Raw genomic sequence first — 17,967 nt, forward strand, 5'->3', positions numbered from 1 at the left:
AGGGGCTGGTTCCGCGGGCCCCTCGGCCGGGCGCTTGCCGCGCCCCCTTGGGGGGAGCGGGCGCGTGTAACAATTCGTAAGGATTGGGCAATGATCACGTAAAAGTTGACCGCTTGTATGGCCCCTGTCCTAATCGGACCAGCACCGTTGGGAGGCGGTCAGGTGCCGGCGTTGGTGCCGGACAGGGAGGAGAATATACATTGGCTCAGACGCAGTCTGGCGCCGCGGGGCTCATGTCGCTCCCCGCGCTGCTACATCGTAATGCCACCCGTTTCGGGACGGCGCCCGCCTATCGGGAAAAGGAATTCGGCATCTGGCAGAGCTGGACCTGGGCCGAGACCGAGAAGGAGATCGAGGCGCTGGCGCTGGGGTTGATCAACCTCGGCGTCAATGAGGGCGATTTCATCGCCATCATCGGGCGCAACCGGCCGTATCTTTACTGGTCGATGGTGGCGGCGCAGGCGGTCGGGGCGATTCCGGTGCCGCTCTATCAGGACGCGGTGGCCGAGGAGATGGCCTATGTGCTGGGCCATTGCGGCGCGCGCTTCGTCATCGCCGGCGATCAGGAGCAGGTCGACAAGGTGATCGAGGTGCAGGATCAACTGCATCAGTTCGAACATCTGATCTATCTCGACCCGCGGGGGATGCGGAAATACGAGCATTCGCATCTGCATCAATACTCCCACGTGCAGGAGCAGGGACGCGCCGCCCGTGAGGAGTTCATCAACGAGCTGAAGCGGCGGCAGGCCGGGATCGGCTATGACGACATCTGCGTGATGCTCTACACCTCGGGCACCACCGGCAAGCCCAAGGGCGTGGTGCTGTCCAACCGCAATGTGATCGAAACCGCCAAGAACGCGTCGGAATTCGACCATCTGCGCCGGGACGAGGACATTCTGTCCTATCTGCCGATGGCCTGGGTCGGCGATTTCATCTTCTCGGTCGGCCAGGCCTATTGGTGCGGCTTCTGCGTCAACTGCCCGGAAAGCCCCGAGACCATGATGACCGATCTGCGCGAGATCGGGCCGACCTATTTCTTCGCGCCGCCGCGGGTGTTCGAGACCCAGCTGACCAATGTGATGATCCGGATGGAGGATGCGGGCGCGCTGAAGCGGCGGATGTTCCACCACTATCTGGCCCATGCCAAGAAGGTCGGTGGCCGCATCCTGGACGGCAAGCCGGTGGGCCTGATCGACCGGATCAAATATGCCATCGGCAACGCGCTGGTCTATGGGCCCTTGAAGGACACGCTGGGGCTGGGCCGGGTGCGCGTCGGCTATACCGCCGGCGAGGCGATCGGCCCGGAGATCTTCGATTTCTATCGCTCGCTCGGCATCAACCTGAAGCAGCTCTATGGCCAGACCGAGGCGACGGTGTTCATCACCGTGCAGCCCGACGGCGAGGTGCGCGCCGATACCGTCGGCGTGCCGGCCCCGGATGTGGAGATCAAGATCGCCGACAATGGCGAGATCTTTTATCGTTCGCCCGGGACCTTCGTGGAATATTACAAGAACCCCGAAAGCACCGCCTCGACCAAGGATCCGGAAGGGTGGGTGGCCACCGGCGACGCTGGTTTCTTCGAGGAAAGCAGCGGCCATCTGCGCATCATCGACCGCGCCAAGGATGTCGGCAAGCTTTCGGACGGGGCGATGTTCGCGCCCAAATATGTCGAGAACAAGCTGAAGTTCTATCCCGACATCCTCGAGGCGGTGCTGTTCGGCAATGGCCGCGATCATTGCGTCGCCTTCATCAACATCGACCTGGCGGCAGTCGGCAATTGGGCCGAGCGCAACAATATCGCCTATGCCTCCTATCAGGAGCTGGCCGGGCACTCGAAGGTGCTGGGCGCGATCCAGAGCCATGTCGAGGCGGTCAACCGCTCGGTGGCCGAGGATGCGATGCTGTCGGGTTGCCAGGTGCACCGCTTCGTCGTGCTGCACAAGGAGCTGGACGCGGACGATGGCGAGATGACCCGCACCCGCAAGGTCCGTCGGCGCATCGTCGAAGAGAAATACGCCGATATCATCACCGCGCTCTATGACGGCTCGCCGCGGATCTCGACCCGGACCGAGGTAACCTATGAGGACGGCCGCAAGGGCTACATCAACGCGACGCTGGAGATCCGGGACGCCGCGGTGGTGCCGGTGCCGGCGCCCCGGATGGCGGCGGAATGACCGGCGCGGAGTGCGGCGTCGGGACCGGGACCGCCTCCGGCGGGAGTATTTGGGCAGAGAAGAAGGAGGGGGCGCATGCTTGATCAGGCCGAAGGCTATGTCACCGCGGACGGGCGCCGGATCGGCGGCGTGGTGATGGAGATGAAGAACATCACCCTGAGGTTCGGCGGTGTGGTGGCGATCAAGGACATCTCCTTCGACATCCGCGAAGGCGAGATCCGGGCGATCATCGGCCCGAACGGGGCTGGCAAATCCTCGATGCTGAACGTGATCTCGGGGTTCTACACGCCCTCGGAAGGGGAGGTTTGGTTCCGCGGTGAAAAGCGGCCACCGATGCGCCCCTATGAGGTGGCGCGCCAGGGCATTGCGCGGACGTTTCAGAACATCGCGCTGTTCGACGGGATGAGCGTTCTGGACAATGTGATGACCGGCCGGCTGACCCAGATGAAGACGGGGCTGTTTTCGCAGGCGCTGTGGAAGGGCAAGGCCGAGGCGGAGGAGATCGCCAACCGCGAGATCGTCGAGAAGGTGATCGACTTTCTTGAAATCCAGCACATCCGCAAGACGCCGGTGTCGCGGCTGCCCTATGGGTTGAAGAAGCGGGTGGAACTGGCGCGCGCCCTGGCGGCGCAGCCGAAGCTTTTGTTGCTGGACGAGCCGATGGCCGGGATGAACGTCGAGGAAAAAGAGGACATGTGCCGCTTCATCCTCGATGTGAACGACGAATTCGGCACCACCATCGCGCTGATCGAACACGACATGGGCGTGGTGATGGATCTCTCCGACCGCGTCGTGGTGATGGATTACGGCAAGAAGATCGGCGACGGGCCGCCCGATGAGGTGCGCAACAATCCCGATGTGATCGACGCCTATCTGGGGGTGGCACATGACTGAGGGTTGCGGGCGGGAGCCAAGAAAATTCGAATTTTCTTGGCAAAAGTCTTCGAAGACTTTTGCCGGAGGGGGGAGCGATGTCTGATCAACTTCTTTTCGCCATGGAGGTCACGCTGAACGGTCTGATGGCCGGCGTGCTCTATGCGCTGGTCGCGCTGGGGTTCGTGCTGATCTACAAGGCTTCTGGCATTTTCAACTATGCCCAGGGGGTGATGGCGCTGTTCGCCGCCATGACCCTGGTGGGGATCATGGACGGGCAGGTGCCGTTCTCGCATCTGATCAACGCCGTCTTTGGCACGGATATCCATCATTTCGGCTGGCATCTGCCGGCGCTCCTGGCGATCCTGCTCACCATGGTGGTGATGGCGGCGCTGGCCTGGTGCGTGCAGCAATTCGTGATGCGCCATCTGATCGGCCAGGCGCCGATCATCCTGTTCATGGCGACCATCGGTTTGGCCTATTTCCTGGAAGGGCTGGCCGATCTGATGTGGGGCTCGGAGATCCGCAAGCTCGACGTCGGTCTGCCGCAGGGGTTGAACGAGACCATCGACAACGTCACCTTTGGCCTGTTCGGATATGGGTTCTTCATCGACAATCTCGATGTCGTGGCGACCGTGATCGCGGCGCTGCTGGTGATCGCACTGGTGATCTTCAGCCAGTATACCAAGCAGGGCCGTGCCATGCGGGCGGTGGCGGATGATCACCAGGCCGCGCTGTCGGTGGGGATTTCGCTGAACTTCATCTGGGTGATGGTCTGGTCGGTGGCCGGGTTCGTCGCGCTGGTCGCGGGCATCATGTGGGGCACCAAGTCTGGGGTGCAGTTCAGCCTGTCGCTGATCGCGCTGAAGGCCTTGCCGGTGCTGATGCTGGGCGGCTTCACCTCGATTCCCGGGGCCATCGTCGGCGGGCTGATCATCGGGGTGGGCGAAAAGCTGTTCGACTTCATGTTCGGCCCGATGCTGGGCGGCGCGACCGAGAACTGGTTCGCCTATGTGCTGGCGCTGCTGTTCCTGGTGTTCCGGCCGCAGGGCCTGTTCGGTGACCGCATCATCGAGAGGGTCTGAGCCGATGAAGCAGCTGATCGCCATTCTCGCAGTGATCTCCTGGGCCGGTTTCTGGGCCTTCGGATATATCGCGCTGGGCGTCGAGGGCTTGTCGGAGCGGCAATTGGTGATTGCCTCCGCGCTCGCCTTCGCCGGCTTCCTGACCGGGGTGCTGGCCTATCTGAAACTCTGCCGAGCCTCGGAGGAGGCCGGGTTGGAGCGCCGCCGCCAGATGGATCCGGCACGGCGCGAGCAGGCGCAAACCCAAGGGGGGAACTGAACCGTGTTTTACCGTGAAGCGGGGGATTTCAAGACCTCCTATCTGCAGGACAACCAGACCTTTCCGATCCGGTTCGACCGCTATCGCTACTATGCGGTGCTGGCGGTGGCCTTTCTGGTGGTGCCCTTCATCATCAACGATTACTGGGCCAATGCGATCCTGCTGCCCTTTCTGATCTATGCGATTGCCGCGATCGGGCTGAACATCCTGACCGGCTATTGCGGCCAGGTCAGCCTGGGGACCGGTGGCTTCATGGCGGTGGGGGCCTATGCCTGCTACAAGCTGATGACCGCCTTTCCCGAGGTCAGCATGTTCATCCACGTGATCCTGGCCGGCGGCATCACCGCTGTGGTTGGGGTGCTGTTCGGCCTGCCCAGCCTGCGCATCAAGGGGTTCTATCTGGCGGTGGCGACACTGGCGGCGCAGTTCTTCCTGGTCTGGTTGTTCAACCGGGTGCCGTGGTTCTACAACTATTCCGCCTCGGGTCAGATTTCCGCACCCGAGCGCAGCGTTTTCGGTGTCATGATCACCGGGTCGAACGCACCGTCCTGGGCGACCTATCTGTTCTGCCTGATCTTCCTGACGCTGGCCGGTATCATCGCCCGCAACCTGACCCGCGGCACCGTGGGCCGGACCTGGATGGCGATCCGCGACATGGACATCGCGGCCGAGATCATCGGGGTGAACCCGCTCAGGGCCAAGATGACGGCCTTCGCGGTCAGCTCGTTCTTCGTGGGGATCTCGGGGGCGCTGTTCTTCTCGATCTACCTCGGCGCGGTCGAGGTCGGCGAGGCCTTCGGCATCCAGAAGTCGTTCCTTGTGCTCTTCATGGTGATCATCGGCGGGCTGGGCTCGATCTTCGGATCGCTGGCGGGGGCGGCCTTTCTGGTGGTGCTGCCGGTGGTGCTGAAGCTGCTGGGCGTCGACATGATGGGCTGGCCCACCGATATCGTCGCGCATTTCCAGCTGGTGATCGTCGGCGCGCTGATCATCACCTTCCTGGTGCTGGAGCCGCATGGCATCGCCCAGCTCTGGCGGGTGATCAAGGAAAAGCTGAGACTTTGGCCCTTCCCGCACTGAGCGGGGGGGCAGGGCACCCCGTCCGGTGGGTGCGCACGATATGTGGAGAACATCGGACAAACCAATGGGAGGAGGAACCCGATGAAGACGAAACTGACTGCGCTGGCCCTGGGGGCGCTGATGACGGCGGGGCCGGCCTTGGCCGATCTGACGATCGTCGACACCAGCTATCGCACTGGGCCCTATGCGGCGAACGGCATCCCGTTCTCGGACGGCTATCAGGATTATTTCACCCTGCTGAACGAACGCGATGGCGGCATCGGCGGCGAGCATATCAAGATCGTCGAATGCGAGACCGGCTATAACACCGAAAAGGGCGTCGAATGCTATGAGGGGACCAAGGGCGACGAGCCGCTGGTCTATGAGCCGCTGTCGACCGGGATCACCTATCAGCTGATCCCCAAGGTGACGGCTGACGGCTTCCCGATGCATACGCTGGGCTATGGCCGCACCTCGGCCAAGAACGGCGCGGTGTTCCGCAACATCTTCAACTATCCCGCCAACTATTGGGACGGCGCCTCGGTCGCGATCGAGCATATCCTCGATCAGGAGGGCGGCGACATCAAAGGCAAGAAGATCGCGCTGGTCTATCACAACTCCGCCTATGGCAAGGAGCCGATCCGCACGCTCGAGGAACTGGCGAAAAAGCACGGCTATGAGCTGACCCTGCTGCCGGTCGATCACCCGGGCCAGGAACAGAAGAGCCAATGGCTGCAGATCCGTCGTGAAAAGCCGGATTACGTGATCATGTGGGGCTGGGGCGTGATGAACCAGGTCGCCATTCAGGAGGCGGTGAACATCCGCTATCCGATGGATCACTTCATCGGCATCTGGTGGTCGGGTTCGGAAAACGACGTGCTGCCGGCGGGCAAGGGCGCCAATGGCTATAAGGCGCTGACCTTCCACAACATCGGTTCGGACTATCCGATCTATGACGACATGAAGAAATATGTGGTCGGCGCCGGCAAGGCGGCGGGCGCGGGCGATCAGCTTGGCACCACGCTTTACAACCGCGGCATGTATGCCGCGATGCTGGCGGCCGAGGCGATCAAGACCGCGCAGCAGATCGCCGGCACCTCGAAGATCACGCCGGCGCAGATGCGCGATGGCATGGAAGCGCTGGAAATGACCGAAGAGAAGATGGCCGCTCTGGGCCTGCCGCACTTCGGGCCGGCCTTCAAGGTGACCTGCAAGAACCACGGTGGTGACGGCTATGCCGCGGTGACCCAGTGGGATGCCGAGGCCGGCACCTACAAGATGATCACCGGTTACATGCAGTCCGATCAGGAGGTGCTTCAGCCGCTGATCGAGGAGGATTCCATGGCCTATGCCAAGGAAAACGGCATCACCCCGGATTGCAACTGATCCCTGCAGCGAAACGAGGGCGGCGGTACACCGCCGTCCTCTCCCCCAACCGAACCCGTTCCAACCTCCGCGACGATCGCGGCAGAGGCAGAGAAGGACAGTCAGATGCTGGACGCCGGACAGACCCGGGAGACCCTTTTGGAAGTCAACAATATCGAGGTGATCTATAATCACGTGATCCTCGTGCTGAAAGGGGTCAGCCTGAACGTGCCAAGGGGCGGCATTACCGCGCTGCTCGGCGGTAACGGCGCCGGCAAGACCACCACGCTCAAGGCGATCTCGAGCCTGCTGCAGTCCGAGCGCGGCGAGGTGACCAAGGGGTCCATCAAGTATCGCGGCGAGTCGGTCGAGGGCTCCGACCCGGCGGATCTGGTGCGCAAGGGCGTGATCCAGGTGATGGAGGGGCGGCATTGCTTCGAGCATCTGACGGTCGAGGAAAACCTGCTCACCGGCTATTACACCCGCAAGGAGGGCAAGGCCGGGATGCTGCGCGATCTCGACATGGTCTATACTTATTTCCCCCGTCTGAAGGAACGCCGGCGCAGCCAGGCCGGTTACACCTCCGGGGGCGAACAGCAGATGGTGGCGATCGGCCGCGCGATGATGGCGAAACCCGAGACCATTTTGCTGGACGAACCCAGCATGGGACTGGCGCCGCAGCTGGTCGAAGAGATTTTTGGCATCGTCAAAGAACTGAACGAGAAAGAGGGCGTCTCCTTCCTGCTGGCCGAGCAGAACACCAACGTGGCGCTGCGCTATGCCCATTACGGCTATATCCTGGAAAGCGGCCGGGTGGTGATGGATGGTCCGGCGGCCGAGCTGCGCGAGAACCCCGATGTGAAGGAATTCTACCTTGGTGTCTCGGAGGAGGGTCGCAAGAGCTTCCGCGAGGTGCGCAGCTATCGTCGTCGCAAGCGGTGGCTGAGCTGAGAGCCATGGGACCAGAGGGCAGCAAGGATAAGGACAAAGAGTGATGACCGCCTATTTCGACGATCTGGAGACCCGCTCGGCCGATGCCCGCGCGGCGGCGCAACTGGAGGCGCTGAACGCCAATCTGGCGCGCAACGGGATGGCGCCCCTGGCCGATCTGGCCGATCTGGCGGCGCTTCCGGTGCTGCGCAAATCCGAGCTGAGCGCGCGGCAGAAGGCCAATCCGCCCTTTGGCGGGCTGCCGGTGGTCAATGCCGTCCATATCTTCCAGTCGCCGGGGCCGATCTATGAGCCGGGCGGGATCAGCCATGACTGGTGGCGGATGGGCCGTTTCCTGAACGCCGCCGGCATCGGCAAGGGCGATATCGTGCAGAACTGCTTCGGCTATCACCTGACGCCCGCCGGCATGATCTTTGAAAACGGCGCCCGCGCCGTCGGCGCCGCCGTGGTGCCCGCCGGGACCGGGCAGACCGAGCTGCAGGCCCGCGCTGCCCATGACATCGGGGTGACCGCCTATGCCGGCACGCCCGATTACCTCAAGATCATCCTCGACAAGGCCGAGGCGATGGGGTTGGCGCTGAAGATCACCAAGGCGGCGGTGGGCGGCGGGGCGTTGTTCCCGTCGCTGCGCCAAGAATATGCCGATCGCGGCATCGCCTGTCTGCAAAGCTATGCCACTGCCGATCTGGGCAATATCGCCTATGAAAGCGCGGCGATGGAGGGGATGATCGTCGACGAACAGGTGATCGTCGAGATCGTCACCCCCGGCACCGGCACGCCGGTGGCGCCGGGCGAGGTGGGCGAAGTGGTGGTGACCACGCTCAATCCCGATTACCCGCTTGTCCGCTTCGCGACCGGGGATCTGTCGGCGGTGCTGCCGGGGCAATCGCCCTGCGGGCGCACCAACATGCGGATCAAGGGCTGGATGGGCCGGGCCGATCAGACCACCAAGATCAAGGGCATGTTCGTGCGGCCCGAGCAGGTGGCGCAGCTGGTCGAGGCACATAGCGAGATCGTCAGGGCCCGCGTCATCGCCACCCGTGACGGCGAGATGGACGCGATGACCGTGCGGATCGAGGCAACCGGCGGCGATGCCGGCGCCTATGCCCGCAGTGTGTCGGATTTGCTCAAGCTGAAGGGCGCGATCGAAGTGGTGGCGCCGGGCAGCCTGCCGAAGGACGGTCTGGTGATCGAGGATCAGCGCAAATACGACTGACCCAGCCGCCGGGCCGGTCGATGATCGACCATGGCCCGGCTGCCCGTCTCACTGCGACAGCGACAGGAGCGCGGGGATCATCGACACCACGAGCAGGATCGCCATCGCGACATTGAAGGCCGCGATCCGGCGCTCCTTCGCCAGAACCCTCCGCAATCCGTGCCCGGACAGGGCCCAGATGCTGATCGACGGGATGTTCACCGCGGCGAAGATCGCGATCAATACCAGCAGTTGCCCCACCCCGGCCTCCGGCGCCAGATAGGCGACGGTGACGATCAGCGCGACGGTCCAGGCCTTGGGGTTCAAGAGCTGCAGACTCGCGGCCTGGATGAAGGAGAACGGCGTTTCAAGCTGCTCTGCGCCGGCCTTGCCCAGTGACCGGCTTTGCGAAATCTTCCAAGCCAGCCATAGAACATAGGCGGCGCAGGCCAGCCGCAGCAGTTTGCCGATCAGCGGATAGCTCTCCAGCACGGCGCCGAGCCCGAGCCCGATGGCGAAGACCATGCTGAGAAAGCCGAAGCTGATCCCCAGCACCAGCGGGATCGAGCGCGCAAAGCCGAAATTGGCGCCCGATGTCAGCAGCAGGAAATTCCCCGGACCGGGAGAGATCGACATCACGAAGGCAAAGCCGATCAGGGCGGCGAGAGATTCAAGGGACATGGCAAGCTCCATCACGCAGTGGGTGAGTGAGGGATAAGGGCTGTCGGCAGGTCAAACGATGCCTGATCATCGGAATGAATTTGCAGATCGTCCGAAATTTTGTCAGCCTGGGCGCATGGATCTGCTGTCTGACATCTGTTCCAGCCTGCGCCTGCGGGCCGAACTCTACTTCCGGGCGGAGCTTGACGCGCCCTTCGCCGTCGCCCTGCCGGAGGAGGCGGAGCATATCCGATTTCACTGCCTGCTTGAGGGCGTGGCGACGGTTTCGGTGCCCGGCGCCGCGCCGGTCACCCTGGCCGCCGGCGATCTGGTGCTGGTGCCGGGGGGCGCGGCGCAGACCCTGTCATCGGGCGATGAGGGGCCGGCGACGGCTTTGGACACCATTCTCGCCCAGGTCCCGGTCGTGGACGGCTGCTTGCGTGTCGGCAGCGGCGACCCCGATTGCCGGATTCTTTGCGGATATCTCGAGTTTGATCCGACCCTGCGTCACCCGCTTCTGTCGGTTTTGCCTAAGGTGATCGTGATCCGCCGCGACGATGCCGTCTGCGGTTCGGCCCTGCGTCTGTTGCGGGACGAGGCGGGGCAGGCCGGTGGCAGCGCCTCCTTCGTGTTGCATCGCGTCGTGGAAATCCTGCTGATCCAGAGCCTCAGGCGCGCCGCGGCCGAAACCTCCGATCATCCCTTCATGGCGGCCCTCAATGACCCGCATCTGTCCCGCTGCCTGTCGGCGATCCATGCCGATCCGGGCCGGGACTGGTCGGTGGCCAGCCTTGCCCGTCAGGCGGGACTGTCGCGTTCGATCCTCTCGGCGCGCTTCGCGACCCATCTGAACATGGGGCCCTCGGCCTATGTGACATTGTGGCGGATGGGACGGGCGCGGGAGCTGCTGGCCGATACCGCCCTGCCGATCGAGGATATCGCCGAGCGTTGCGGCTATGCCTCGCTTCCGGCGTTCAGCCGACGGTTCGCCGCGACCTTCGGCATGGGCCCCGGGCAATGGCGACGGCAGGCAGGGCGGGGCGTCAGGCGGGTGCCGGCTGTTTCGTCTTTAAATGACTCTGGAAATCCGACTGTTAAGCTAGGATAAGAGATCGATCGAAGCCAATTGGAGCCGACACCGTTGTCCCAGAACGCCTGCGCCTACGCCGAAACCGAGCTTGCCGCCGGCGGCACCCGCCGCAAGGCCCGCGGCACCCGCGCCCTGGCGCTGGTGGCCTCGCTGGTGGCGGCGGCCTGTCTGTTGCCGATGCTGGCGGTGGCGCTGGCGGCGGTCACCGGTGGCACCGATACGGTGGAACATCTGATCTCGACCGTTCTGCCGGGATATGCCTGGACCACGCTGGTGCTGGTGGCGCTGGTCTCTCTCGGCACTTTCGCGCTGGGGGTGGGGGCGGCCTGGTTGGTGACGATGACGCGGTTTCCCGGCGTCCGGGTGCTGGAGGTGGCGCTGGTGCTGCCGATGGCCTTCCCCTCCTATGTGCTGGCCTATGCCTATACCTATATCCTCGATTACCCGGGAATCGTGCAGGCGAGCCTGCGCGAGGTGACTGGCTGGGGCGCGCGTGATTATTGGTTCCCCGAGATCCGCTCGACCGGCGGTGCGGCGACCATGCTGATCCTGGTGCTTTATCCTTACGTCTATCTTCTGGCGCGGGCGGCCTTCCTGCAGCAAAGCTCGGGCGCCTTTCTGGCGGCGCGGACGCTGGGGCATAGCGCCTGGTCGGCCTTCTGGCGGGTCAGCCTGCCGATGGCGCGGCCGGCGATCGCCGGCGGCGTGCTCTTGGCGGTGATGGAAACGATCGCGGATTTCGGCACCTCGGCCTATTTCGGGGTGCAGACCTTCGCCACCGGGATTTACACCAGCTGGTTCACCATGGCCGACCGGGCGGCGGCGGCGCAACTGGCGCTGTGCCTGCTGGCCTTTGCCCTGGCTCTGGCGGTGGCCGAACGCAGCAGCCGCGGCGCGGCACGCTATCACGGCGCCGGCAAGCGGCACATGAAGATGCCGCCGGAACCGCTGCGCGGCCTGCGCGCGGTGCTGGCCTTCGGGCTCTGTGCTCTGCCGGTGCTGCTGGGCTTTGCCCTGCCGGCGGTGGTGCTGGCGGTGATGGGGCTCGACGGGCAGCAGGATTTGCTGAGCCATCGCTATCTGCGCTTCATCCATAATTCGCTGACCTTGGCGGGGGTGGCGGCGGCGGTGACGGTCTGCGCGGCGATCGTCGTCGGGTTCTATCAGCGGCTCAAGCCGGGGCGGTGGTCGACTGCGACGGTCTATCTGGCGCGGCTGGGATATGCGGTGCCGGGCGGGGTGATCGCGGTGGGGCTGATGGTGCCCTTCGCCGCCTTCGACAACACGCTCGACGCCTGGATGCGCGAAACCTTCGATATCTCCACCGGGCTGCTGGTCACCGGCTCGATCTGGCTGCTGATCGCGGCCTATATGGTGCGGTTCCTGGCCGGGGCGCTCAGCGCCTATGAGGGCGGGCAGAGCACGGTGCACGCCAATATGGACGCCGCCGCCCGCTCGCTGGGGGAAACGCCGCTGGGCACGCTCAGGCGGATCCATCTGCCGATCCTGACGCCGAGTCTGTTGACGGCGCTGCTGATCGTCTTTGTCGATGTGATGAAGGAACTTCCGGCGACGCTGATCATGCGGCCATTCAATTACGACACGCTGGCGGTGCAGGCCTATCGGCTGGCCTCGGACGAACGGCTGGAGGGCGCCGCGGTGCCCTCGCTGGTGATCGCGGCGATCGGGCTGCTGCCGGTGATCCTGATCTGTCGCCAGGTCGGTCGGCGGAGCTGATCCGAGCTGGGCTGGGGGCGCTGCCCCCCGGCCTGCGGCCTCCCCCCGGAGTATTTTTGCAAAGAAGAAGGGCGGCGGCAGGCCGCTTGTCCGGGTGATGTCTTCTTCTCTGTCAAAATACTCTCGCCGAAGGCATGAGGCGCCGCCCGTTTCGGGGCGGCGCCTCAATCAGGTCCGATTATTGGCAGGGATTACTTCCAGCCGACTTCGTCGAAGATTTTCTGCGCCTCGGGGATCTGCTTGGCCACGACCGAGAGGTCGATGTCGTCGGGCTTGAAGAAGCCGAGCGCGGCGACGCTGGGCGGCAGGCCGACGCCGGGCACCGCCGGGTATTCGTCATTGCCGGCCGAGAAGTATTTCTGCGCCGAATCGCTGGCCAGATATTCCAGGAACTTGATCGCATTCTCGCGGTTCGGGGCGTTCACCGCGACGCCGGCGCCGGAGAGGTTCATATGCGCGCCATAGCTGTTCTGGTTCGGGAAGACCCAGCCGATCACATCGAGATGGTCGCTGACGCCCTCGACATTGGTGCGGATGGTGCGCGCGAAGTAATAGGTATTGGCCACCGCGATTTCGCATTCGCCCGAGGCCAGGCCGCGGAGCTGGTCGGTGTCGCCGCCCTGGGGCGCACGCGCCATGTTGTCGACCACGCCCTGGGCCCATTCCTTGGCCTTCTCGGGGCCGTCATGGGTGATGATCGCCGCCAGCAGCGTCTGGTTGTAGGTGCTGGTCGAGGAGCGGATGCAGACCATGCCCTTGTATTTCGGATCGGCCAGATCCTCATAGGTCTGGGGCGGCTCGGTCACGTCCTTCTTGTTGTAGAAGATCACCCGGGCGCGCTGGGTGAAGCCGAACCATTCGTTGTCCTTGTCCTGCAGATAGCCGGGGATTCGCGCCTCGAGCAGGGGGCTGTCGATCGGTTGCAGGACACCGGCATCCTTGGCGCGTTCCAGCCGCGAGGTGTCGACCGTCAGAATCACGTCGGCGGGGGAATTGCGCCCCTCTGCCTTGATTCTGGCGATCAGCTCGTCCGCCTTGCCCTCGATGCGGTTGACGGTGATGCCGGTGGCCGCTTCGAAATCGGAATAGAGCCGTTCGTCGGTGTCATAGTGGCGCGAGGAATAGATGTTCACGTCGCCGCCAGCGATGACGGCGGGGGCCGTTGCCGCCAATAGGGCGGTGGCGGCGCAGGTCAGGGAAAGTTTTTTCATGTCAGAGAGCCTCCTTCTTCCGAATCCGGGGGGCTGGCCCGGTTCCGACAGAAATAAGTGATTCTGACGCGGCGGCAATGCAAACTTGAGTGTTTTTATCGGAAAACTTGACTGTCGGCTGGGAATCGCCGGCGCCAAAACAAAACCGCGCCCGAAGGGGCGCGGTTTCGAATGGATCGTGATCGTCCTGCGTCGTCGCTCAGCCCTGACGGGCTTTATAGCGACGCTGGGTTTTGTTGATCACATAAACCCGGCCTTTGCGACGCACGACCCGGCAATCGCGATGCCGGTTTTTCAGCGAGCGGAGCGAGTTCTTGACCTTCATGGCCTGTCTCCTGTCCTGCGGCGCGGGCCAGCGCCAGTGATTACGGGGCCCCAGTTTCCCGAGACGATGAATTCATGGTGGGCGGTACAAGGTTCGAACTTGTGACCCCTACGATGTCAACGTAGTGCTCTACCGCTGAGCTAACCGCCCATGAATGCCTGCGCTTGTCGTTGTCCCCACTTTCATATGGTGTCCCATAATCAAATGGGGCGCGGAAATCCGCGCCGGTAGCGGGTCTATAATCAGACTCGTCGGGGTGATCAAGGGCTTTTGACAAAGGATTCTGCAAGCTATGTTTCCCGGAGTGAGGAACATTGATGTCGAACCCTGCTTTTTTTCTGTTTCCGCCGGCCCGGCTCCTGTCCAGCGTCGTTTTCGCCTCGCCTCACAGCGGTAGTGAATACCCCGAGGGATTCTTGCGCGCCTCGGTGCTGGACCGACAGGCGATCCGATCATCCGAGGATGCTTTCGTCGACAGGCTGTTCGATTGCGTTCCCGATTTCGGCGCACCGCTGCTTTGCGCGCGGGTGCCGCGGGCCTTTGTCGATCTGAATCGCAGCCCTGACGAGCTTGATCCGGCGCTGATCGACGGGGTGCGGCGGCACGGCCACAATCCGCGTGTGGCCTCCGGGCTCGGGGTGATTCCACGGGTGGTGTCGAACGGGCGGGCGATCTATCGCGGGAAATTGCCGATGAGCGAGGCGCGCTCGCGGCTCGAGATGTATTGGCGCCCCTATCACGCGGCGCTGCAGGATTTGCTGGATCAGGCGCATCATCGGTTCGGCGAGGCGATTCTGGTTGATTGCCATTCGATGCCGCATGAGGCGATGGATGGAATCGCACGCAGTGGCGGCGGCCGGCCCGAGATCGTTCTGGGTGACCGCTTCGGTGCCGCCGCCGATCCGCAGATCGTGGAGCGGGTCGAGGCCGCCTTTGCCGCGGCCGGTCTGGTGGTGTCGCGCAACACGCCCTTCGCTGGCGCCTATGTCACCCAGGCCTATGGCCGGCCGTCGCGGCGGCAGCATGCCATTCAGATCGAGATCGACCGTTCGCTTTACATGGACGAGCGGCGAATCGAGCCGAACGCGAATTTTGATGCGTTCCGGGCATTGCTGCGCGGGGTTGCCGCCGAGATCGCGGCGATTGGTTGTCAGGATTTGCCCCTGGCCGCCGAATAGCGGCTCAGCGCAGGGCGCGGCCCTTGCGAATCGCATCCTTGCCGAAGCGGCGGCGAATCTCGTCGGTGGCGCGTTCGGCATTGCTGCGCTGGGTGGCGGCCGGATCCAGCAGATCGCCTGACAGGGCAGCGCGCGACTCCGGGCAGAGTTCGGCGATGCCGACGCCCAGCAGGCGATAGGGGGCGGCGTCGCCGCGATGGTCGAACAGGTCGCGGGCGGTGCGATAGATGGTGTCGGCCATCTGGGTGGGTTCGAACAGGGCATGACGGCGGGTCAGCAGCGAATGGTTGGCGCGTTTCAGCTTCAGCACCACCACGCGCCCGGCGAGCCCCTTGGCCTTGGCCCGGTCCGAGACCTTTTCGGACAGCCGCCAGAGGTGGCCGTCGAGGATATCGGGATCGGCGGTGTCTTCGTCGAAGGTGGTTTCGCTTGAAATCGACTTGATCGGCGCATGGGCGATGACGCGGCGGCGGTCATCGCCGCGCGCCAGGTGATAGAGCCGGTCGCCCATGGCGCCGAATCGAGCATGCAAGTCGCGCTGATCCCAGCGCAGCAGGTCGGCGAAGCTGCGGATGCCGGCGCGGTCGAGCGAGGCCTGGGCAGCGGGGCCGATGCCCCAGATCAGCCGCACCGGCTTGTCGCGGAGGAAATCCGCCGTCTCGGCCTTGCCGATCACCGAAAACCCGCGCGGTTTGTCGAGATCGGAGGCCACCTTGGCCAGGAATTTGTTGTGGCTGAGACCGATCGAGCCGGAGATTCCCAGCTCGTCCCGCATGCGCTTGATCAACCTGGCCAGCATCACCGCCGGCGGCGCCCCGTGCAGCTTCGTGGTGCCGGAGAGATCCATGAAGGCCTCGTCCAGCGACAGCGGTTCGACGTCGGGCGTCAGTTCTTCCATCATCGCACGGATGCCGCGGGAGACTTCGGCATAGACCTCCATCCGGGGGTGGATCACCACCGCCTCGGGGCAGAGCTTGAGCGCCTGGAACATCGGCATGGCCGAGCGCACGCCGCGGATGCGCGCCACATAGCAGGCGGTTGAGACCACGCCGCGCTTGCCGCCGCCGATGATCACCGGCTTGTCGGCCAGCGCCGGATTGTCGCGTTTTTCGACGCTGGCATAGAAGGCATCGCAATCCATATGGGCGATGGTCAGGTCGAACAGTTCGGGGTGCGCGACCACGCGGCGGCTGCCGCAGGCGGGGCAGCGCGGGCCGGTGTCGAACCGGGTCAGGCAATCACGGCAGAGCGAGGGCATGGGGCAAGGGCTGGCGAAAGGGGGCAGAGCTGCATATCTAGTCTGTGAGACAATGAGCAGAATAGGGCGGAAGGGAGCGACAGTCATCATGACAAACCAGGATGCGCCCCTGTTCGGCGGTTTTGCGGGATCGAAACTGGCGCTGTTTCTCGGCTCCGACCTGTTGGTGATCCTGCGCGACGACAAGCCTGACATTCCCTGGCCCGGCTATTGGGATCTGCCGGGAGGCGGCCGCGAGGGGGAGGAAACCCCGATCGACTGCGCCCTGCGCGAGACGCAGGAAGAGGTCGGGCTGAGTCTGGCGCCCGAAGACGTGACCTGGGGCACCAGCTATCTCAGGCCGAACGGGCGGGTCTGGTTCTTTGCCGCGCATCTGCCCGCCCTTCGGGTCGACCAGGTGCGGCTTGGCGACGAGGGACAGGAGTGGCGGCTGATGGCGCCGCGCGACTATTGCGCCCATCCGCTGGCGGTGCCGCATTTCGCAGAGCAGCTCTCTCACTATCTCGCGCTTGGGAGGGGGTGACCCGGGGTTTTCCACCCCCTGGTCGGAAAGACCCCCCGCTGCTGAGGCGGGGGGAGGTAACGAACCACAGGAAGAAGACGGTTCGTCGGGGAGTGTCTCGGGATTTAGACTCGCTCAAGATCGGCGATCTGGGAAGTGTGGAAACTCACATATTGAAAACAGATGTTTAACATGTGCTTTTTGGGGCACATCCAGAAGCTGAGCTGCCGTCACGGAAGCTCAGCCGATAGCCGGAAAGGGCGCGCGGCTTAGAGCGTGGCCAATTCGTCGACGATGGCCTGGGCGGCAGCGCGCGGGTCGGGAGCCTGCCAGATCGGGCGGCCGACCACGATATGATCGGCGCCGGCGGAAACCGCGCTGGCGGGGGTGGCGACACGCTTTTGATCGCCAAGGGCGGCTCCGGTCGGGCGCACACCGGGGGTGACGATCAGCCGGCCTGCCGCCTCGGGCAGGGCGCGGATCATCGCGGCTTCCTGCGGGCTGGCGATGACGCCATCTGCCCCGGCGTCAAAAGCGCGGGCGGCGCGTTCGGCCACCAGTTCGGGAATGTCGCCGGCGCGGATCAGCCCCTCGTCAAGGTCGGCGCGGTCGAGCGAGGTCAGGATGGTGACAGCGAGGATCTTCAGATCCTTGCCGGCAGCGCCTTCCTTGGCGGCGCGCACCACATGCGGATCGCCGTGGACGGTGAGGAAATCCAGATCGAATTGCGCAAGGCCCCGTACCGCGGCCTCGACCGTGGCGCCGATGTCGAACAGTTTCATGTCCAGAAAGACGCGCTTGCCCTGTTCGGCGATCAGCTCGTTGGCAAGCCCGAGCCCGCCGCCGGTCAGCATCCCCAGCCCGATCTTGTAGAAGCTGACGGCGTCGCCCAGCTTTTCGGTCAGTGCCAGGGCCTGTAGGGCGTTCGGCACGTCAAGGGCGACAATCAGGCGGTCGTCGGACATCGGGGCTCTCCTTTGCGGCTGCGCGGCCTCTCTATGCCGCGCAGGCCCTTGGGACAAGAGCCGCGAGAGTGCCCGAGACG

Annotated in this window: 17 protein-coding genes and 1 tRNA gene; 12 read left to right on the top strand and 6 right to left on the bottom strand. The window is 64.2% G+C overall.

Annotated features, from left to right (window positions below; genetic code table 11):
• Nucleotides 1-233: 233 nt before the first annotated feature.
• The 8 genes from ACN0V4_RS06190 (at nt 234) to ACN0V4_RS06225 (ending at nt 8,982) form a co-directional block, all read left to right on the top strand.
• On the top strand, nt 234-2,174 hold the full coding sequence (locus ACN0V4_RS06190) for an AMP-binding protein (RefSeq protein WP_417674832.1): 1,941 nt from the start codon (nt 234-236) through the stop codon (nt 2,172-2,174).
• Between the two features lie 75 nt (nt 2,175-2,249).
• Nucleotides 2,250-3,068, top strand: a complete 819-nt coding sequence (locus ACN0V4_RS06195) for an ABC transporter ATP-binding protein (protein WP_417674099.1) — start codon at nt 2,250-2,252, stop codon at nt 3,066-3,068.
• Between the two features lie 77 nt (nt 3,069-3,145).
• The gene (locus ACN0V4_RS06200) at nt 3,146-4,132 is read left to right on the top strand and encodes a branched-chain amino acid ABC transporter permease (RefSeq protein ID WP_417674101.1); all 987 of its coding nucleotides are present in this window, start codon (nt 3,146-3,148) and stop codon (nt 4,130-4,132) included.
• A 4-nt stretch (nt 4,133-4,136) separates the two neighbouring features.
• On the top strand, nt 4,137-4,391 hold the full coding sequence (locus ACN0V4_RS06205; RefSeq protein WP_417674103.1) for a hypothetical protein: 255 nt from the start codon (nt 4,137-4,139) through the stop codon (nt 4,389-4,391).
• A 3-nt stretch (nt 4,392-4,394) separates the two neighbouring features.
• Nucleotides 4,395-5,471: a branched-chain amino acid ABC transporter permease gene (locus ACN0V4_RS06210; protein ID WP_417674105.1), complete on the top strand. Its 1,077-nt coding sequence runs from the start codon at nt 4,395-4,397 to the stop codon at nt 5,469-5,471.
• A gap of 81 nt (nt 5,472-5,552) precedes the next feature.
• On the top strand, nt 5,553-6,836 hold the full coding sequence (locus ACN0V4_RS06215; RefSeq protein WP_417674107.1) for an ABC transporter substrate-binding protein: 1,284 nt from the start codon (nt 5,553-5,555) through the stop codon (nt 6,834-6,836).
• A 105-nt stretch (nt 6,837-6,941) separates the two neighbouring features.
• A complete protein-coding gene (locus ACN0V4_RS06220; RefSeq protein WP_417674109.1) occupies nt 6,942-7,766 on the top strand; it encodes an ABC transporter ATP-binding protein in 825 nt (274 codons plus the stop codon).
• A 43-nt stretch (nt 7,767-7,809) separates the two neighbouring features.
• Nucleotides 7,810-8,982 carry a phenylacetate--CoA ligase family protein gene (locus ACN0V4_RS06225; RefSeq protein ID WP_417674111.1) on the top strand — a complete coding sequence of 391 codons (1,173 nt, stop codon included), beginning with the start codon at nt 7,810-7,812 and terminating at the stop codon, nt 8,980-8,982.
• A 48-nt stretch (nt 8,983-9,030) separates the two neighbouring features.
• On the opposite strand, the gene ACN0V4_RS06230 is transcribed toward ACN0V4_RS06225, so the two are convergent.
• Entirely contained in the window at nt 9,031-9,642 is a 612-nt protein-coding gene (locus tag ACN0V4_RS06230; RefSeq protein ID WP_417674113.1) for a LysE family translocator, read from the bottom strand.
• A 115-nt stretch (nt 9,643-9,757) separates the two neighbouring features.
• Between ACN0V4_RS06230 and ACN0V4_RS06235 the strand changes: the two genes are divergently transcribed.
• Both ACN0V4_RS06235 and ACN0V4_RS06240 read left to right on the top strand, forming a co-directional pair.
• Complete coding sequence (locus ACN0V4_RS06235; RefSeq protein WP_417674115.1) at nt 9,758-10,729, top strand: cupin domain-containing protein; 972 nt, start codon at nt 9,758-9,760, stop codon at nt 10,727-10,729.
• A 33-nt stretch (nt 10,730-10,762) separates the two neighbouring features.
• Nucleotides 10,763-12,448 carry an ABC transporter permease gene (locus ACN0V4_RS06240; protein ID WP_417674117.1) on the top strand — a complete coding sequence of 562 codons (1,686 nt, stop codon included), beginning with the start codon at nt 10,763-10,765 and terminating at the stop codon, nt 12,446-12,448.
• A gap of 191 nt (nt 12,449-12,639) precedes the next feature.
• Here the strand turns inward: ACN0V4_RS06240 and ACN0V4_RS06245 are convergent, their stop codons facing one another.
• The 3 genes from ACN0V4_RS06245 to ACN0V4_RS06255 form a co-directional block, all read right to left on the bottom strand.
• Nucleotides 12,640-13,659, bottom strand: coding sequence for a Fe(3+) ABC transporter substrate-binding protein (locus tag ACN0V4_RS06245; RefSeq protein WP_417674119.1), 1,020 nt, complete (start codon nt 13,657-13,659; stop codon nt 12,640-12,642).
• 199 nt (nt 13,660-13,858) lie between these two features.
• The gene (gene ykgO / locus ACN0V4_RS06250; protein ID WP_109464916.1) at nt 13,859-13,984 is read right to left on the bottom strand and encodes a type B 50S ribosomal protein L36; all 126 of its coding nucleotides are present in this window, start codon (nt 13,982-13,984) and stop codon (nt 13,859-13,861) included.
• Nucleotides 13,985-14,059: 75 nt separating this feature from the next.
• Nucleotides 14,060-14,134, bottom strand: a tRNA-Val gene (locus ACN0V4_RS06255).
• A 167-nt stretch (nt 14,135-14,301) separates the two neighbouring features.
• On the opposite strand from ACN0V4_RS06255, the gene ACN0V4_RS06260 reads away from it, so the two are divergent.
• Nucleotides 14,302-15,162, top strand: a complete 861-nt coding sequence (locus ACN0V4_RS06260; protein ID WP_417674121.1) for an N-formylglutamate amidohydrolase — start codon at nt 14,302-14,304, stop codon at nt 15,160-15,162.
• Nucleotides 15,163-15,166: 4 nt separating this feature from the next.
• On the opposite strand, the gene ACN0V4_RS06265 is transcribed toward ACN0V4_RS06260, so the two are convergent.
• Nucleotides 15,167-16,420, bottom strand: a complete 1,254-nt coding sequence (locus ACN0V4_RS06265; RefSeq protein ID WP_417674123.1) for a DNA polymerase IV — start codon at nt 16,418-16,420, stop codon at nt 15,167-15,169.
• An 88-nt stretch (nt 16,421-16,508) separates the two neighbouring features.
• On the opposite strand from ACN0V4_RS06265, the gene ACN0V4_RS06270 reads away from it, so the two are divergent.
• On the top strand, nt 16,509-16,943 hold the full coding sequence (locus ACN0V4_RS06270) for an NUDIX hydrolase (protein WP_417674125.1): 435 nt from the start codon (nt 16,509-16,511) through the stop codon (nt 16,941-16,943).
• A gap of 248 nt (nt 16,944-17,191) precedes the next feature.
• Here the strand turns inward: ACN0V4_RS06270 and pyrF are convergent, their stop codons facing one another.
• On the bottom strand, nt 17,192-17,887 hold the full coding sequence (gene pyrF / locus ACN0V4_RS06275) for an orotidine-5'-phosphate decarboxylase (protein ID WP_417674127.1): 696 nt from the start codon (nt 17,885-17,887) through the stop codon (nt 17,192-17,194).
• Nucleotides 17,888-17,967 lie beyond the last annotated feature (80 nt).

Source organism: Pseudodonghicola sp., assembly GCF_048268305.1.
Lineage (GTDB): Bacteria > Pseudomonadota > Alphaproteobacteria > Rhodobacterales > Rhodobacteraceae > Pseudodonghicola.

Excerpts from the sequence above, each read along its gene's own strand:
- ACN0V4_RS06190 (WP_417674832.1), top strand. The coding sequence starts at position 234 with ATGTCGCTCCCCGCGCTGCTACATCGTAATGCCACCCGTTTCGGGACG.
- ACN0V4_RS06195 (WP_417674099.1), top strand. The coding sequence starts at position 2,250 with ATGCTTGATCAGGCCGAAGGCTATGTCACCGCGGACGGGCGCCGGATC.
- ACN0V4_RS06200 (WP_417674101.1), top strand. The coding sequence starts at position 3,146 with ATGTCTGATCAACTTCTTTTCGCCATGGAGGTCACGCTGAACGGTCTG.
- ACN0V4_RS06205 (WP_417674103.1), top strand. The coding sequence starts at position 4,137 with ATGAAGCAGCTGATCGCCATTCTCGCAGTGATCTCCTGGGCCGGTTTC.
- ACN0V4_RS06215 (WP_417674107.1), top strand. The coding sequence starts at position 5,553 with ATGAAGACGAAACTGACTGCGCTGGCCCTGGGGGCGCTGATGACGGCG.
- ACN0V4_RS06220 (WP_417674109.1), top strand. The coding sequence starts at position 6,942 with ATGCTGGACGCCGGACAGACCCGGGAGACCCTTTTGGAAGTCAACAAT.
- ACN0V4_RS06225 (WP_417674111.1), top strand. The coding sequence starts at position 7,810 with ATGACCGCCTATTTCGACGATCTGGAGACCCGCTCGGCCGATGCCCGC.
- ACN0V4_RS06230 (WP_417674113.1), bottom strand. The coding sequence starts at position 9,642 with ATGTCCCTTGAATCTCTCGCCGCCCTGATCGGCTTTGCCTTCGTGATG.
- ACN0V4_RS06235 (WP_417674115.1), top strand. The coding sequence starts at position 9,758 with ATGGATCTGCTGTCTGACATCTGTTCCAGCCTGCGCCTGCGGGCCGAA.
- ACN0V4_RS06245 (WP_417674119.1), bottom strand. The coding sequence starts at position 13,659 with ATGAAAAAACTTTCCCTGACCTGCGCCGCCACCGCCCTATTGGCGGCA.
- ykgO (WP_109464916.1), bottom strand. The coding sequence starts at position 13,984 with ATGAAGGTCAAGAACTCGCTCCGCTCGCTGAAAAACCGGCATCGCGAT.
- ACN0V4_RS06260 (WP_417674121.1), top strand. The coding sequence starts at position 14,302 with ATGTCGAACCCTGCTTTTTTTCTGTTTCCGCCGGCCCGGCTCCTGTCC.
- ACN0V4_RS06265 (WP_417674123.1), bottom strand. The coding sequence starts at position 16,420 with ATGCCCTCGCTCTGCCGTGATTGCCTGACCCGGTTCGACACCGGCCCG.
- ACN0V4_RS06270 (WP_417674125.1), top strand. The coding sequence starts at position 16,509 with ATGACAAACCAGGATGCGCCCCTGTTCGGCGGTTTTGCGGGATCGAAA.
- pyrF (WP_417674127.1), bottom strand. The coding sequence starts at position 17,887 with ATGTCCGACGACCGCCTGATTGTCGCCCTTGACGTGCCGAACGCCCTA.